A 14,491-nucleotide genomic window follows, 5' to 3' on the forward strand; every position below is an offset into this window, starting at 1 on the left:
GGGCCGGTGGACCTCAGGCGTGCGCGGCGGCCTGGCCGCGCGCCCCGTGCCCGGTCGGCTGCTCGTGCAGCACGAAGGACGGGTCCACCTGGGTCGCCAGGTCCAGTCCGGTCTTGGCGTTCCCCCAGCTCTCCGCGTTGCGCAGGTGGAACTGGACGGCCTGCTCGGTGTACCGGCGCGGGTCCCGCAGCAGGTACGCGGCGTCCGCCTCCCGGTGGAGCAGCTCCAGGACCGCCCGGTTCTCCGGCTCCAGGGTGCTCAGCGGCGGCTCGCTGCCCTGCTCCAGCCGGCGCACCCACTCCGAGTGCCCGAACCCGGTCAGCAGGTCCTCGCCCACCTCGCGGCGCAGGTAGGCGAGGTCGTCCGGGCTCTGCACCTTGTTGCCGACCACCCGCAGCGCGACGCCGAAGTCCCGCGCGTACTCCTTGTACTGGCGGTACACCGAGACGCCCTTGCGGGTCGGCTCGGCGACCAGGAAGGTGAGGTCGAAGCGGGTGAACAGGCCCGAGGCGAAGGAGTCCGAGCCGGCCGTCATGTCGGTCACGACGTACTCGTCCTGACCGTCCCGCAGGTGGTTGAGCAGCAGCTCCACCGCGCCCACCTTGGAGTGGTAGCAGGCCACCCCGAGGTCCGCCTCGGTGAAGGCGCCGGTCACCATCAGGCGCACCGAGCCCTCGTCCAGCGCCACCGGCCGGGCGCAGGCCGCGTACACCGGGTTCTCCTCGACGATCCGCAGCAGGCGCGAACCCGGGCCGGGCGGAGTCGTCTTGATCATCGCGTCGGCGGCGGGGATCAGCGGGTTGCCGCCGCGCAGGTACTCCTTGATCTCCGGCAGGTGCGCGCCCAGCGAGGGCAGCCCGGCGGCCTGATCGTCGGTCAACCCCAGCGCCGGGCCCAGGTGCTGGTTGATGTCGGCGTCCACCGCGATGACCGGCCGGCCGGTCGCGGCCAGGTGGCGGATGAACAGTGCCGACAGCGTGGTCTTGCCGCTGCCGCCCTTGCCGACGAAGGCGATCTTCATCTTGGACTCCCGGCTCTTGCTCCGTCGATCACCACGCGGGCCTCGGCGGGCTAGTTGATAATCGTTATCGTCTCCGATAAAGCCATCGTAGTCGGGGTTTACCGCCCTTCGCCCGAGGGAAGCAAGGATTGCCTCGAACGGGTGATGCCGGGGCTGCTGTGGGGTGCGGGGCGCGAGGGTCGTTACTCTCGGGTAGGTGAGCACTGGAACTGATCCGCTGGCCCCGCTGGCCGAGCTGCCCGGGGTGTCCGAGTCCGTCGCCGAGGTCCGCAAGGCCGTCGATCGGCTCTACGGGCACCGGGTGATGCGCCGTCGGGCCGCCGAGGTCACCGCCGAGTCCGCCATCCGCGGCGCCCGGGCCTCGGCCGCGCTGGCCGGCGCCGACTGGCCGTTGGAGGAGGTGCGCCGGCGCAGCGACTTCAGCGCCGGCCCCGACGAGCGCACGGTCGGCGGCGCGCTGCGGATCTCCGCCGAGGCCGGGCAGCTGCTGAGCGTCTGGCGGACGTCGCCGCTGCAGGTGCTGGCCCGCCTGCACCTGCTCGCCGCGGGCGACGGCGCCGAGTCCGCGGGCCGGCCGCGGCGGGGCGACGAGCCGGCCGAGGAGCTGTTCCCGGTGGAGCTGGCTCCGGCGGAGGGGGTCGCGGCGCCGACCGGCCCGGCGGCCGCCGCACCGGCGGACCTCCCGGGCGCCGAGCTCGCGGCGGCGCCGTCGGGCCAGGAGGTGGCGGCCCGGCTGGACCAGCTCGCCCAGCTCCTGGCGGCCCGCGCCGGGACGGTCGGGAGCGGGGTGCCGGCGCTGGTGGTCGCCGCCGTGGTGCACGGCGAACTGCTGGCGCTGCGCCCCTTCGCGAGCCACAACGGCCTGGTGGCGCGGGCGGCGCAGCGGATCGTGCTGATCGCCGAGGGCCTGGACCCGAAGGCGATCTGCCCGGCCGAGGTCGGCCTGGTCGAACTCGGCACGGCGGCCTACCGCGGGGCGCTGGCCGGCTACCTCTCCGGCACGCCGGACGGTGTGGCGCGGTGGATCCGGCACTGCGGGCTGGCGCTGCAGTTGGGCGTGCGCGAGAGCACCGCGGTCTGCGAGGCGATGCAGCGCGGCATGGTCTGAGTGCGGAGCGGCCCGGCGGCACCCGCCGGGCCGGTTCCGCCGGGGGCGGTTCCGGCGCTGCGCACAAAGATGCGGCGACATCCTGAACGCTGATGTCGCCGCTGGTACGCCCTCCGGGTGACCATGCGTGCACCGGAAGTGCCCATCAGGCGGGGATCCTGCCCGTTCGCCTGGTGCGGCGGCCCGTATCGACGGGTCGGCTGCACGTGGGTGCTCGGAGGTAGTACGCGGTCCGTGGGGCCTGAACTGCGGTGTCGGTATGACCTCTTCGGGTCCTTCCGGGTCTCGCGGGCCGTGAGTCCTTTGTATCTCGGATCCAGGGCAAACGGAACTCGAATAGCGAAGTCTTTACCTTTTGCCCGAATCGGTGGACTCTTGCGGGATTCCCGGTGGTTGAGCACCTCGCGGCAGTGGCAGGCGCTGTCTGACGGACGGTGCGCTCACCCGCTGCCAAGCGGCCGGTCTCAGGCCGTCGATCGGCGCCGCCTGGCCAGGTGCCAGACCAGTCCGGCGGTCAGGACGGCGGTGCCGACCGCCACGGCGGCCAGCACCGTGCTGCTCGGGGCCTTGAACTCCGGCAGCCTGCGGTGGAGTTCGATCGGCCGGTCGAAGACCAGGATCGGCCAGTCGCGGGCCACCGCCTCCTTGCGCAGGCCGCGGTCCGGGTTGACGGCGGACGGCCGGCCGACCGCCTCCAGCAGCGGCAGGTCGGTGACCGAGTCGCTGTAGGCGTACGACTCCGCCAGGGCGTACCCCTCGCGCGCGGCCAACTCACGGATGGCCGCGGCCTTGTTCTCCGCGTAGGCGTAGTACTCGATCTCCCCGGTGTAGCAGCCGTCCTCGATCTTCAGGCGGGTGGCGATGACGTGGTCCGCTCCCAGCAGGGCGCCGATCGGCTCGACCACCTCGGAGCCCGAGCTGCTGACGATCACCACGTCCCGGCCGGCCGCGTGGTGCTGCTCGATCAGCGAGGCGGCCTCCTCGTAGATCAGCGGGTCGATCAGCCCGTGCAGCGTCTCGGCCACGATCTCGCGGACCTGCTGGACGTTCCAGCCGCGGGTTAGCGCGGACAGGTACTCGCGCATCTTCTCCATCTGGTCGTGGTCCGCGCCGCCGACCAGGAAGACGAACTGCGCGTAGGCGCTCTTCAGCACGGCCCGACGGTTGATCAGGCCGCCCTGGTAGAAGGGGCGACTGAAGGCCAGGGCGCTGGACTTGGCGATGATCGTCTTGTCGAGGTCGAAGAAGGCGGCGGTGCGGGGCACGGGCCCGCCGATGCCGGTCGGCTCGGGGTGGACGCCGCTGTCCGGGTCGCCCGCGGGCGCCTCGTCCGCCGGCTGCTCGGCGGCCGGGACGGCGGGTCCGGCAGGCTCCTCTGCGGGGCGCCCGGGCGTCACGGGCACGGTCGCCGGACCGCCGCCGGACTCGGCATTCGGTGCGGTGTCCGGCCCGGAGTTCTCGGCACCGTCGGCGATGTCGGCGTTCTCGGTGGTGTCCACAGGAACCGAGGATAGAGCGCCCTTGTGAGCACGCGGCCATTCGGTGGACCCGGGGCGCGCTGGTTTGTGTTTCTGGCCGCTCGGGTACACCATGGAAGTCACGGATCGTTCGCGACCGTGCTAACCCGGTCCGGCTCCTCCCCCCCGAGTCGGGCTGTGGATAGACGACCCCCGCTCTCCCCCCCGGCGGGGGTCGTCGCATGTCCGGGGCCATTTTGAGCCCTGAAGAGCCGCCCGCCCGTGAGCGCGGCGAGCCGCGGGGGCGGGGCGCCGCACGGGATCCACCGCCGTTCGGCCGGGCGCTGACGATCACCCTGGGTAGTTGGTCGACGATCTCTCCGGGACTCTCTGAGAACTACGTCAATTTGTTGTGGGCAAACTCCCCGCACGAGTGAACCGGGGCCATCCGAGTGAGTTCGGATATCCACATCCCCAGGGTTATCCACAGGGATTCAAGAGGCTGCTGACGGATTCGGTGCGGCGCGCGACTGTGAGGGCCAAGCAGTCCGACCGACGACCGGCTGACGCAGTGCCAGCCGGTCCTCCCACCCCGTGGAGGCAGCCGTGCCGATCCCACTCCGCGAGCAGCACCGACCGGCCGCCGACGGCGCCGCGGCGCCGGCGCCGCTCATCCTCACCCAGGACGAGGCGCTCACCGAGCACCTGCTCCGGCTGTGCGCCGCGGTCGGAGCCGAACCGCAGCTGGCCGGGGCGGTCCCGGTGGAGCGGCGGCAGTGGGCGGGCGCGCCGCTGGTGCTGCTCGGCGACGACCAGTACGACCGCTGCGCCGCGCTGCCCCGCCGCCCCGGCGTGGTGCTCCTCGGGCTGGACCCGCAGGACTGCGAGACCTGGGTCCGGGGCGTCGAGCTGGGCGTGGAGCAGGTGGTCCACCTGCCCGAGGCCCAGGCCTGGTTGCTCGGCCGGATCGCCGACGCGGTGGAGGAGGTCACCGCCGCCGCGCTGACGGTCGCGGTGCTCGGTGGCCGGGGCGGCGCCGGCGCCTCCACCCTGGCCTGCGGCCTGGCCGTCACCGCGGCCCGGCTCGGCCATCGGACCGCGCTCGTCGACGCCGACCCGATGGGCGGCGGACTGGACGTGCTGCTCGGCGGCGAGGCCAGCGACGGGCTCCGCTGGCCGGATCTGGCAGGCGCGCGCGGGCGGCTGAGCAGCCTCGAACTGGCCGACTCCTTAGCGCAGTTGCACGGGCTCGCGGTGCTCTCCTGGGACCGCGGCGAGGTCACCGCCGTCTCCGCCGAGGCGATGTGCGCGGTGCTGGCCGCGGCCCGCCGCCGCGGCGGGCTGGTCGTGCTCGATCTGCCGCGCACCCCGGAGCCCGCCGTGGCGGAGGCGCTGCGGCAGGCCGACACCGGCCTGCTGGTCGTACCGGCCGAGCTGCGCGCCATGGCCGCGGCCGGCCGGGTGGCCGCCGCGGCCCGACCCCACCTCGCCGATCTGCGCGCGGTGGTCCGGCTGCCGGGGCCGGTGGGCCTGCGCAGCGCGGAGATCGGCCACGGGCTCGGCCTGCCCCTGGCCGGTGAGCTGCCGACCGAGGAGGGCCTGGCCCTCGACGTGGAGCACGGCCGTCCACCCGGCCACCGCGCGGCCGGGCCGCTGGCCCGGTTCTGCGCGGCCTACCTGACCGAAGTCCTGCCCGATCCCGAAGGGGGCACGTCCCGATGAGCACCACCACCGCGGCACCTCGACCGCACCGCCGCCCGTCGCCGCGCGGGCGTGCCGACCGGCCGCGGGCGATCCCCGCGCTCCCGGGCCTGCGCCGCCGCGCGGCAGCGGCGCCCGGCCCGGCCCCGGAGCGGGCCACCGCCCTGCTCGACGCCGTCCGGCTGCGGCTCGCCGAGGCCGGCGCCCCGCCGACCACGACCGAGGTCGCCGCCGCGGTCCGCGCCGCCCGGCCGCCGCTCGGCGGTGACGACGTGCTGGACGCGGTGCGCACCCTGCAGTCCGAGCTGGTGGGCGCCGGCCCGCTGGACCAACTGCTCAGCGCGCCGGACGTGACCGACGTGCTGGTCAACGGGCCCCACCAGGTGTGGGTCGACCGCGGCCAGGGCCTGCACCGGGAGCCCGCGGTGGGCTTCCCGGACGCGGAGGCGGTGCGCCACCTGGCGCACCGGTTGGCCGCGGCCGCCGGGCGGCGGTTGGACGACGCCCGGCCCTGGGTCGACGCCCGGCTGCCCGACGGGACCAGGCTGCACGCGGTGCTCCCGCCGATCGCCGCCGACTGCACCCACATCTCGCTGCGGGTCTGCCGCCCGCGGCCCTTCACCCTCGAGGAGTTGGTGGCCGCGGGCGCCCTGCCGCAGTCCGGGGCCGAGCTGATGCGCGCGATCCTGCGGGCCCGGCTCTCGCTGCTGGTCAGCGGCGGTACCGGCTGCGGCAAGACGACGCTGCTGAGCGCCCTGCTCGGCCTGGTCGGGCGGGGCGAACGGATCGTCATCGCCGAGGACTCGGCCGAGCTGCGGCCGGACCACCCGCACGTGGTCCGGCTGCAGAGCCGCCCGCCCAACCAGGAGGGGCTGGGCGAGCTGACCCTGCGGGACTTGGTCCGCCAGGCCCTGCGGATGCGCCCCGACCGCCTGGTGGTCGGGGAGGTGCGCGGTGTCGAGGTGCTGGACCTGCTGGCCGCGCTGAACACCGGCCACGAGGGCGGCTGCGGCACGGTCCACGCGAATGCCGCCGCCGACGTGCCGGTCCGGTTGGAGGCGCTCGGGTCGATGGCCGGGCTGGACCGGCTCGCGCTGCACAGCCAACTGCGGGCGGCACTGGACCTGGTGATCCACCTGGCGCGGGATCAGCGGACCGGCCGCCGCCGGATCGCGGAGGTGCACACGCTGCGGGGCGATGCGGCGGGGCTGGCCGTCACGGTGCCCGCCGTGCTCTTCGGCGCCGACGGAGCGGTCACGCGCGGCGCCGGCTGGCCGCAGCTGATCGGGATGTGCGCGGCCCGCGGCGTCGTGCTGGACGGGGAGCTCCGGTGAGCGGGCGGGCGTGGCAGCTCGCTCCGGTGCTGGCGCTCCTCGTGGTCGCCGCGGTGGTCCGGGCGGTGCTCAACGGTGGTGGTCGGGCCCGTCGGCGGTCCCGGTCGGTGCTCGGGCGGCCGAACACCGCCGAGGCCCTGCTGCGCCGCGGCCACCAGTGGCTGCGCCGGCTGCCGGGCCGGCGTCGCCCGCGCTGGCTGGTCGGCGAACTCCTGCTCCTCCCGGTGCTGGTGCCGGTCGGCTTCGCGCTGCACTCGCCGCTGCCGCCGCTGGCGGCCCTGCTGCTGGCCCACCCGAGCTCCCGGTGGCGTTCCGGCAGGCGGGCCGCACGGCAGGAGCGGGCCAGGTCCGCTGCCGTCATCGAGCTCTGTGCTGCGCTGGCGGGCGAGTTGCGCAGCGGGGCGACGCCGCAGCAGGCGCTGGACGTGGTGACCGGCCCCGGTCGGCCGGTGGCCGACCTGGCCCGGCGGCTCGGTCCGGAGGCGATGGCCCGGCTCTCGGCCGGTCGGTACGGAGCTGACGTGCCGGCAGCCCTGCGGTGGCTGGCCGGTCTGCCCGGCGGGGGCGGCGCCAGCGCGGTCGCCGCCTGCTGGCAGGTGACCACGGACAGCGGGACCGGTCTGGCCGGTGCCCTCGACCAGGTGGCGGAGGCGTTGCGGGCCGACCGGGCGCTCCAGGAGGAGATCCGGAGCGAACTGACCGGGCCGCGCACGACGGCGGCCATGCTGGCCGCACTGCCACTGGGTGGGCTGGCGCTGGGTTCGCTGCTCGGCGCGGCTCCGGAGCGGATCCTGCTGCGCACGCCGCTGGGCATCGGCTGCCTGGTCGCCGGCGCCCTGTTGGAGGCGGCGGGGCTGATGTGGACGGACCGCATCGTCCGGCAGGCGCTCGCCGACCTCGGGATCAGCGCGGGCACGGCGGCGCGGTCGGACCGGCGGCGCACCGGCCCGGAGGCGGCTTCGCCGGACGCTCCGGACAGCCCTGACGACCGGCGGCGACCGCCGCGGCCCCATCGGCGCGGTCCCTGCCGAAGCGGCGTCAACGCGCGTCCTGCGCGGCCCTCTTCCGGCCGGGCCGGGTGGGCCACGGGCAGGGGGCGGGGTCGTGCCGGAGCGCGGCTGCGCCGCTGCACCGGCCGCCCCGACCGGGTGCGCGGCCACCGGTTCGACACCGCGCCCGCGCAGGTGTGGCCGTGATCGGCAGGATCGGGGCCTTCGCGCCCGCCCCGGCCTCGGTGCTGCTGCCCCTGGCCCTGGTGACGGCGAGCTTCACCCCTGCCCTCTGTCTTGCAGTGCTGGGCCGGCGGCGGTTCCGCCGCCGGACCGGGCGGCGGATCGCGCGCTGGGCACCGGACGGTCGGCCGGGTCGGCCCCGCGGTCGGCGGCGCGCGGGTAGCGCCGTCCCGCTGGGCAGGCCACGGCGGTTCGCCGAGCGGGGCCTGTTGCCGCTGGCCGTCGGACTGCTGATCGCCGCCTGGTCGCCGGGCGCGGTCGGTCTGGCGGCAGGCCTCCTGGTGGGCCTGGGGCTGTGGCGCGGGCTCCCGTGGCTCGGGAGCGCCGACCGGCGGCGGGCGGCTCGCGAGCAGGCCGTACTGCTCGCCCAACTTCCGCTGACCGCGGAGCTGATGGCAGCGTGCCTGGGCTCCTCCGCCTCGCCCCCGCAGGCGGCCCGGGCGGTCGCCCGGACGATCGGCGGACCGATGGAGCTCCGGTTGGCCGCCGTCGCGGCCGAACTGGCCCTGGGCGCGCCGCCGGACGCCTGCTGGGCCCGGCTCGGCGAGGACTGCCCGGTGCTGGCCCCGCTCGCGCACTGCCTGGTCCGCACGACGGTCAGTGGCGCACCACCGGCAGGGCCGCTGACCGGAGTGGCGGTCGCCCAGCGCGCCGCTGCGTCGCGGGCGGCACACGCCCGGGTGCGCCGCGCGGGTGTGCTCGCCACCGCCCCGCTGGGCCTCTGCTTCCTGCCGGCCTTCGTGCTGACCGGGATCGTGCCGGTCGTGATCGGGCTGGCATCGGCCTTCACCCAACGGATCTGACGCTTGACCACCTCGTTCGGACGGCGGGCCGCACAGGCCCGACCGTGTCAGGAAGGGAACACCCGATGAAGCACCCCGCCATGAAGCACCCCACCATGAAGCGCTCCGCCATGAAGCACTGCTCGACCGACCTCGCGCCGATCATCAGCTTCGCCCCGTTCCCGGCGCACAACCGCCACGCCCGCGGGCCCGGTTCGGCGCCCGCGGGCGAGAGCGCCACCGCCACGCAGGCCGGCGCCGCCCGGGTGCCGCGGCCCCGGGGTGCCGAGGACGGACTCGGTCCGGTGGCCTGCGTGCTCGGCGGGCCGCAGCCGCCGCCCCCGGGCGCCCGGCACCGGCGGCGCCGGGCCCTGTGGCGAGGCCTGACACGGCTCTGCGGTTGGCCCGGCCGCCGGTTCGCCGGCGCGGGGGATGCCGGGATGTCGACGGCCGAGTACGCCATCGGCACCGTCGCCGCGTGCGGGTTCGCGGCGCTCCTCTACAAGGTGATCACGGGCGGCTCGGTGACGGGAGCGCTGACCGATCTGCTGGACCGGGCGCTCCATGCGGTCTGACCGCAGCCCCGACCCGGCGACGCCGGCACCCGCCGAGCCGCGGCCGCACCGGCCCCGTGCTCGGCGGGTCGCCCGGCGGCCCGCCGCGCCCGGCCGGTGGCCCGAGGAGTCCCGGCGGCGGCCCGAGGGGCTCCGGCGCCGGTCCGGCGAGCGGGGCCGGACCGGCGCGGGCGACCCGGACGCCGGGTTCGTGACGGCCGAGACGGCGGTGGTGCTGCCCACCCTGGTCCTGCTGATGGCGATGCTGATCTGGGGTGTGCTGACGGCGGCGGCGCAGTTGCGGTGCATCGACGCGGCCCGGGTGGCGGCCCGAGCCGCGGCCAGGGGGGACGGCAACGCGGTCGACCTCGCGCAGGCGGTCGCGCCGCCCGGCGCCGCGGTCGAGGTCGTGGCGTCCGCGGACACCGTGCGGGTGCAGGTGGCGGCGAACAGTCCGGGGCTGGGCCGGCTCGCCCCGGTGCTCTCACTGCGGGTGTCGGCGGACGCGGTGGCCACCCGGGAGGACACCGTGGGGCGGGAGGCGCTGTGACGGGCCGCAGCCGACGGGTCGACCCCGGGCGGCGGCCGACGGTGGTTCGGGGCGGTCCTGACGGCCTGTCGGCGCGGGACCCGGAGCGCGGCTCGGCCACGCTCTGGGGCGTCGCACTGTCCCTGCTCGTCTGCACGGTCTTCGGACTGACCCTGTCGCTGGGCGCGGTGCTGGCGGCCCGGCACCGGGCCGAGTCCGCCGCCGACCTCGCCGCACTGGCGGCCGCCGACCGGCTGCTGCTGGACGCCGACGGCGGCTGCAGCCGGGCGGCGGTCATCGCCGCGGCGCACCGGACGGCCTTGGCCTCCTGCTCGGTGGACCTCGGTACGGACAGCGTCGAGGTCGAGGTCCGGGCACCGGTGCGCGGCCTGCGGGTGCCGATCGGGCCCGCCACCGCGCGGGCCCGGGCCGGGCCGGTGTGGTCGTTCGGCGGCACCGACGAATGGGAGGCCGGCGTGCTCGCGGCCCGGGCCCGCTCGCAAGCGGCCGAACAACCGTCAGCCCCGCTCGCCGTCCGCCTCGTTGCCGTCCCCGAGGCCGTCCCCGTCGCTCGCCCCTCCCGGCCCCTCGGCCTCGGCCTCGGCCTCGGCATCGGCCTCGGCCTGCGCCGGCCGCGGTGCTCCGGCGAGCAGCGTGGAGAGCAGCCGGATCGCCCCGGCCTTGTCCAACGGGTCGTTGCCGTTGCCGCACTTGGGCGACTGCACGCAGGACGGGCAGCCGCGCTCGCACTCGCAGGCCCGGATCGCGTCCCGGGTCGCGGTCAGCCAGCGCACCGCGTGCCGGAAGCCGTGCTCGGCGAACCCGGCACCGCCCGGGTGCCCGTCGTAGACGAACACCGTCGGCAGCAGGGTGTCCTGGTGCAGCGGCACCGAGACCCCGCCGATGTCCCAGCGGTCGCAGGTGGCGAAGAGCGGCAGCAGGCCGATCGAGGCGTGCTCCGCCGCGTGCGCCGCACCGGGGAGCTGGTCGAAGGGGACCAGGGCGTCGAGCAGCTGCTCCTCCGTGACGGTCCACCAGACCGCACGGGTGCGCAGGGTCCTGGGCGGCAGGTCCAGCTTGGTCTCGCCGAGCACCTCGCCGGTGGCGATCCGCTTGCGCAGGTAACTGACGACCTGGTTGACCACCTCCACCGACCCGAAGTTGAGGGTGGCCTCGCCCCAGGCGACCGTCTCGTCGGTGGTCAGCACCGAGATGGCCGTGGTGTCCCGCGCGGCGGTGGTGTACGACGGGTTCGCGGCCTGGACCAGGGCGACGGAGGTGTCCAGGTCGAGATCGCGGACCAGGTAGGTGCGGCCCTGGTGCAGGTGGACGGCGCCGGTGTGCACGGTGGTGTGCGCCGCTGCGGCGTCGACCGTGCCCAGCAGGCGGCCGGTGGACTCCTCGACGATCTGGACCGGGTTGCCGCCGCTGCCGCGCAGGTCGACCGAGTCCACCGCCCGTTCCCGGCGGGTCCAGTACCAGGCCCCGTCGGAGCGGCGGCGCAGCAGGCCGCGCTGCTCCAGGACGGGCAGCAACTGCTCGGTCGAGGGGCCGAAGAGCTTCAGGTCCTCGGGCCCGAGCGGCAGTTCGGCGGCCGCGGCGCACAGGTGCGGGGCCAGGACGTGCGGGTTGTCCGGATCCAGCACGGTGGCCTCGACCGGCCGGGCGAACAGGGCCTCGGGGTGGTGCACCAGGTAGGTGTCCAGCGGATCGTCCCGGGCGATCAGGACGGCCAGCGCACCCTGGGCCTCGCGCCCGGCCCGGCCGGCCTGCTGCCACAGCGAGGCCCGGGTGCCCGGGTAGCCGGCCAGCAGCACCGCGTCGAGGCCGGAGACGTCCACCCCGAGCTCCAGCGCCGAGGTCGACGCCAGACCGAGCAGTCGCCCCGAGTACAGGTCCCGCTCCAGTGCCCGCCGCTCCTCGGGCAGGTATCCGCCGCGGTAGGCCGCCACCCGGCTCGCGAGCCCGCTGTCCAGGTTGTCCTGGGCCTGCAGCGCGACCAGTTCGGCGGCTCGCCGGGAGCGGACGAAGGCCACGGTGCGGGTGCCTTCTGCCACCAGGTCGGTCAGCAGGTACGCGGCTTCGGTGGTGGCGGTCCGCCGGACCGGGGCGCCGTGCTCGCCGACGTGCTCGGTCAGCGGCGGCTCCCAGAGCCCGAAGACCATCGGGCCGCGCGGTGAGGCGTCCTCGGTCACGGCCACGGCGGGCAGGCCGGTGAGCCGCTCGGCCGCGGCGGCCGGATCGGCGGACGTGGCGGAGGCGAGCAGGAAGACCGGATCGGAGCCGTACCGCCGGCAGATCCGCCGCAGCCGCCGCAGCACCTGGGCGACGTGCGAGCCGAAGACGCCCCGGTACGTGTGGCACTCGTCCACCACGACGTAGCGCAGCGTCTTGAGGAAGGAGGACCAGCGGGGGTGGGCCGGGAGGATGCCCCGGTGCAGCATGTCCGGATTGGTGAGCACGTAGGAGGCGTACTGGCGGACCCACTCGCGTTCCTGCAGCGGGGTGTCGCCGTCGTAGAGGGCGGCCCGGACCCGGGCCGGTGCCAGCTCGGCGGCCCGGCGCCGCTGGTCGGCGGCCAGCGCCTTGGTCGGGGCCAGGTACAGGGCGGTCGCCCCGCGGCCGTTGGGCGCCTCGGTGCCGTCCAGCAGGTCGCTGAGCACCGGCGCCAGGTAGCCGAGCGACTTGCCCGAGGCGGTCCCTGTGGCGAGCACCACAGTTTGACCGGCTTTGGCCAGATTCATCGCCTCTGCCTGATGTGCCCAGGGTTGGGTCACGCCGAGTTCGCGGGCGGCGTCCTGGATCTCCGGGCGGATCGCGCCCGGCCACGCGGCATGTCGGGCCCGGCGCGCGGGGAGATGCTCCGTATGGGTGAGTCGGTCCGAGCGGTCCCTGGTCCTGACCAGGGAGTCGAGCAGGGCCTCGGGCGGGCGATGGCTGGGCGGCATGGAGACCCAGTGTGTCACTGGAGTGACGGAGAATCGCGGCAAGCCATCGTGCGGGCATGCTGCCAGGTGGTTGAATGATGCGGTGGCGGCCAGATGGCCGGACCGGCGGCACCTGAGCCGGTCGCTCGACCATGCGGTGGAGACCGTTCGCGCGGTGGAGACCGGCGGTGGAGACCGTCAGAGCGGGGTCGGCACCGTGCGGCTGCCGAAGCCGCTCGACTCGCCGTAGAACGCAATGTGACGTAGCAAGGCAAGGTGCTGGAGGTTCCGTGGACCTGTCCCTGTCGACCCGTACCGTCGGCGACCGCACGGTCGTCGAGGTTGGCGGCGAGATCGATGTGTACACCGCCCCTAAGCTTCGGGAGCAGCTGGTCGAGCTCGTCAACGACGGCAGCTACCACCTGGTCGTCGACATGGAGGGCGTCGACTTCCTGGACTCGACCGGTCTGGGTGTCCTGGTGGGTGGCCTGAAGCGAGTCCGAGCGCACGAGGGCTCGCTCCGTCTGGTCTGCACCCAGGAGCGCATTCTCAAGATCTTCCGGATCACCGGTCTGACCAAGGTGTTCCCGATCCACAGCTCGGTCGAGGAGGCCGTCGAGTCGACCGACTGAGCAGGCAGGCCTGGGTCGCCCCGAACCAGCGGGCGTCCCAGGCCTGAACACCGCCCCCGGGCGGCCCTTGCGGCTCGGCGGACGCAAGGGAAGACCAGTCGGCCGAGGAGGCTCGGAGCACCCGGCGTACCTGGCGCACCGTCAGGGTGCCAGGGGTGCAGCGGGCTGCAGCGAAGAGGCCGGTGCGGCCCGGGAGACCGGATCAGTCGGCGGTCGGCGCGGCAGCACCACCAGCTCCTCACCCCGGGGTGCGTGACACCCGGTCCGTAGCACTTCGTAGCACCCAGCCTGTGGCACCCGGTCGGCACCACCCGGCCGGCCACACCCAGGCGCGCAACAGGCTTGCAGCAGCACACTCAGCTCGGCGCGACGACCCCGAGACAGCGCAGAGGACCCCGAGAGGGAGAGATGGCAACCGTCGAACTGCGATTCAGCGCCCTTCCCGAACACGTGCGGACGGCACGGTTGGTGGCGGCGGCGGTGGCCAGACGCGCGGGCGTGGACGAGTCCGTGCTGGACGAGGTCCGGCTGGCCGTCGGCGAGGCGTGCTCGCGCGCGGTCGGGCTGCACCAGCACGGTGACGGCGGCGGAGCGGTCCGGGTCGCGCTGATCGACCAGGAGAAGCGTTTCGTCATCGAGGTGGGCGACGGCGCCGGTTCGTTGAGCGAGCTGGCTGCGTCCGGCGGCGAGTCGGGCGAGGGCCCCGAGGTCTCCGACGACGCGCTCGGGCTCGCGGTGATCACCGGACTGGTCGAGGACGTCGAGGTCGGCCGGGACGACGACGGCGGCCTGATCCGGATGAGCTGGCCGGTCAACCCCGCCTGAGGCCTGGTCAATCCTGCCTGAAGGCACGGTCAACCCTGTCTGAGGGCACGGGCGCACCGGTCTGACCCGGGACGCGGCCACCCCGATCCACCGGGCGCGGTACTGCCATGCCTTCGTTCCTCCACGCCACGCCCCTCCGCGCCTCGCCCCGCGCTGCCCGGCGGCACCCCGCCCTGCCCGGCCGCACCCAACCCCGCCGACCCCGCCCAGCCCTGCCCTGCCCGCCCCCGTGGCGCGCGCGACAGGTGGGGGCCGCCCGCACTGGCGGGAACGAACGGCAGCAGAAAAGCAGAACGCGCCACAAGAATTGCCCGGCGCGCCACCGGAATCATGGCCGGGTGCCGAAAACCCCGGGTTTTCGGCACCCCGCCCAGATTCTTTTACATACA

13 protein-coding genes and 1 pseudogene are annotated in these 14,491 nt (G+C 75.2%); 11 read left to right on the forward strand and 3 right to left on the reverse strand.

Features of this window, described 5'->3' with window-relative positions:
- Positions 1 to 13 precede the first annotated feature (13 nt).
- Positions 14 to 1,021 (reverse strand): ATP-binding protein, encoded by a 1,008-nt coding sequence (locus ACFW1A_RS28600; protein ID WP_380413597.1) that lies wholly within the window; start codon positions 1,019 to 1,021, stop codon positions 14 to 16.
- A gap of 196 nt (positions 1,022 to 1,217) precedes the next feature.
- Between ACFW1A_RS28600 and ACFW1A_RS28605 the strand changes: the two genes are divergently transcribed.
- Positions 1,218 to 2,129 carry an oxidoreductase gene (locus ACFW1A_RS28605; protein WP_380413599.1) on the forward strand — a complete coding sequence of 304 codons (912 nt, stop codon included), beginning with the start codon at positions 1,218 to 1,220 and terminating at the stop codon, positions 2,127 to 2,129.
- 464 nt (positions 2,130 to 2,593) lie between these two features.
- On the opposite strand, the gene ACFW1A_RS28610 is transcribed toward ACFW1A_RS28605, so the two are convergent.
- On the reverse strand, positions 2,594 to 3,394 hold the full coding sequence (locus ACFW1A_RS28610; protein WP_380413619.1) for an HAD family hydrolase: 801 nt from the start codon (positions 3,392 to 3,394) through the stop codon (positions 2,594 to 2,596).
- An 804-nt stretch (positions 3,395 to 4,198) separates the two neighbouring features.
- On the opposite strand from ACFW1A_RS28610, the gene ssd reads away from it, so the two are divergent.
- From ssd to ACFW1A_RS28645, 7 genes and pseudogenes are all read left to right on the forward strand, one after another.
- Positions 4,199 to 5,308, forward strand: coding sequence for a septum site-determining protein Ssd (gene ssd / locus ACFW1A_RS28615; RefSeq protein WP_380413621.1), 1,110 nt, complete (start codon positions 4,199 to 4,201; stop codon positions 5,306 to 5,308).
- Positions 5,305 to 6,621 carry a TadA family conjugal transfer-associated ATPase gene (locus ACFW1A_RS28620; RefSeq protein WP_380413601.1) on the forward strand — a complete coding sequence of 439 codons (1,317 nt, stop codon included), beginning with the start codon at positions 5,305 to 5,307 and terminating at the stop codon, positions 6,619 to 6,621. The genes ssd and ACFW1A_RS28620 overlap by 4 nt, the downstream gene beginning before the upstream one ends.
- A complete protein-coding gene (locus ACFW1A_RS28625) occupies positions 6,618 to 7,817 on the forward strand; it encodes a type II secretion system F family protein (RefSeq protein ID WP_380413603.1) in 1,200 nt (399 codons plus the stop codon). The genes ACFW1A_RS28620 and ACFW1A_RS28625 overlap by 4 nt, the downstream gene beginning before the upstream one ends.
- Entirely contained in the window at positions 7,814 to 8,656 is an 843-nt protein-coding gene (locus ACFW1A_RS28630; RefSeq protein WP_380413605.1) for a type II secretion system F family protein, read from the forward strand. Before ACFW1A_RS28625 ends, ACFW1A_RS28630 begins: the two co-directional genes overlap by 4 nt.
- Positions 8,657 to 8,721: 65 nt before the next feature.
- Entirely contained in the window at positions 8,722 to 9,210 is a 489-nt protein-coding gene (locus ACFW1A_RS28635; protein ID WP_380413608.1) for a DUF4244 domain-containing protein, read from the forward strand.
- 190 nt (positions 9,211 to 9,400) lie between these two features.
- On the forward strand, positions 9,401 to 9,739 hold the full coding sequence (locus tag ACFW1A_RS28640; RefSeq protein ID WP_380413610.1) for a TadE family type IV pilus minor pilin: 339 nt from the start codon (positions 9,401 to 9,403) through the stop codon (positions 9,737 to 9,739).
- A 41-nt stretch (positions 9,740 to 9,780) separates the two neighbouring features.
- Positions 9,781 to 10,095: pseudogene (locus tag ACFW1A_RS28645) on the forward strand (Rv3654c family TadE-like protein); the annotation flags it as partial.
- Between the two features lie 141 nt (positions 10,096 to 10,236).
- Here the strand turns inward: ACFW1A_RS28645 and ACFW1A_RS28650 are convergent.
- Positions 10,237 to 12,666 (reverse strand): DEAD/DEAH box helicase, encoded by a 2,430-nt coding sequence (locus ACFW1A_RS28650; protein ID WP_380413612.1) that lies wholly within the window; start codon positions 12,664 to 12,666, stop codon positions 10,237 to 10,239.
- 82 nt (positions 12,667 to 12,748) lie between these two features.
- Here ACFW1A_RS28650 and ACFW1A_RS28655 point away from each other — a divergent pair, with 82 nt between their 5' ends.
- The 3 genes from ACFW1A_RS28655 (at position 12,749) to ACFW1A_RS28665 (ending at position 14,102) form a co-directional block, all read left to right on the forward strand.
- On the forward strand, positions 12,749 to 12,895 hold the full coding sequence (locus tag ACFW1A_RS28655) for a hypothetical protein (RefSeq protein ID WP_380413614.1): 147 nt from the start codon (positions 12,749 to 12,751) through the stop codon (positions 12,893 to 12,895).
- 40 nt (positions 12,896 to 12,935) lie between these two features.
- On the forward strand, positions 12,936 to 13,277 hold the full coding sequence (bldG, locus tag ACFW1A_RS28660) for an anti-sigma factor antagonist BldG (RefSeq protein ID WP_035847612.1): 342 nt from the start codon (positions 12,936 to 12,938) through the stop codon (positions 13,275 to 13,277).
- Between the two features lie 408 nt (positions 13,278 to 13,685).
- Positions 13,686 to 14,102, forward strand: coding sequence for an ATP-binding protein (locus ACFW1A_RS28665; protein ID WP_380413617.1), 417 nt, complete (start codon positions 13,686 to 13,688; stop codon positions 14,100 to 14,102).
- The last annotated feature ends 389 nt before the right edge of the window (positions 14,103 to 14,491 follow it).

Origin of the sequence: Kitasatospora sp. NPDC058965, assembly GCF_042741245.1 — a bacterium.
GTDB lineage: Bacteria > Actinomycetota > Actinomycetes > Streptomycetales > Streptomycetaceae > Kitasatospora.

Coding starts and splice junctions, on each gene's coding strand:
- ACFW1A_RS28600 (WP_380413597.1), bottom strand. CDS start 1,021: ATGAAGATCGCCTTCGTCGGCAAGGGCGGCAGCGGCAAGACCACGCTG.
- ACFW1A_RS28620 (WP_380413601.1), top strand. CDS start 5,305: ATGAGCACCACCACCGCGGCACCTCGACCGCACCGCCGCCCGTCGCCG.
- ACFW1A_RS28635 (WP_380413608.1), top strand. CDS start 8,722: ATGAAGCACCCCGCCATGAAGCACCCCACCATGAAGCGCTCCGCCATG.
- ACFW1A_RS28650 (WP_380413612.1), bottom strand. CDS start 12,666: ATGCCGCCCAGCCATCGCCCGCCCGAGGCCCTGCTCGACTCCCTGGTC.
- ACFW1A_RS28665 (WP_380413617.1), top strand. CDS start 13,686: ATGGCAACCGTCGAACTGCGATTCAGCGCCCTTCCCGAACACGTGCGG.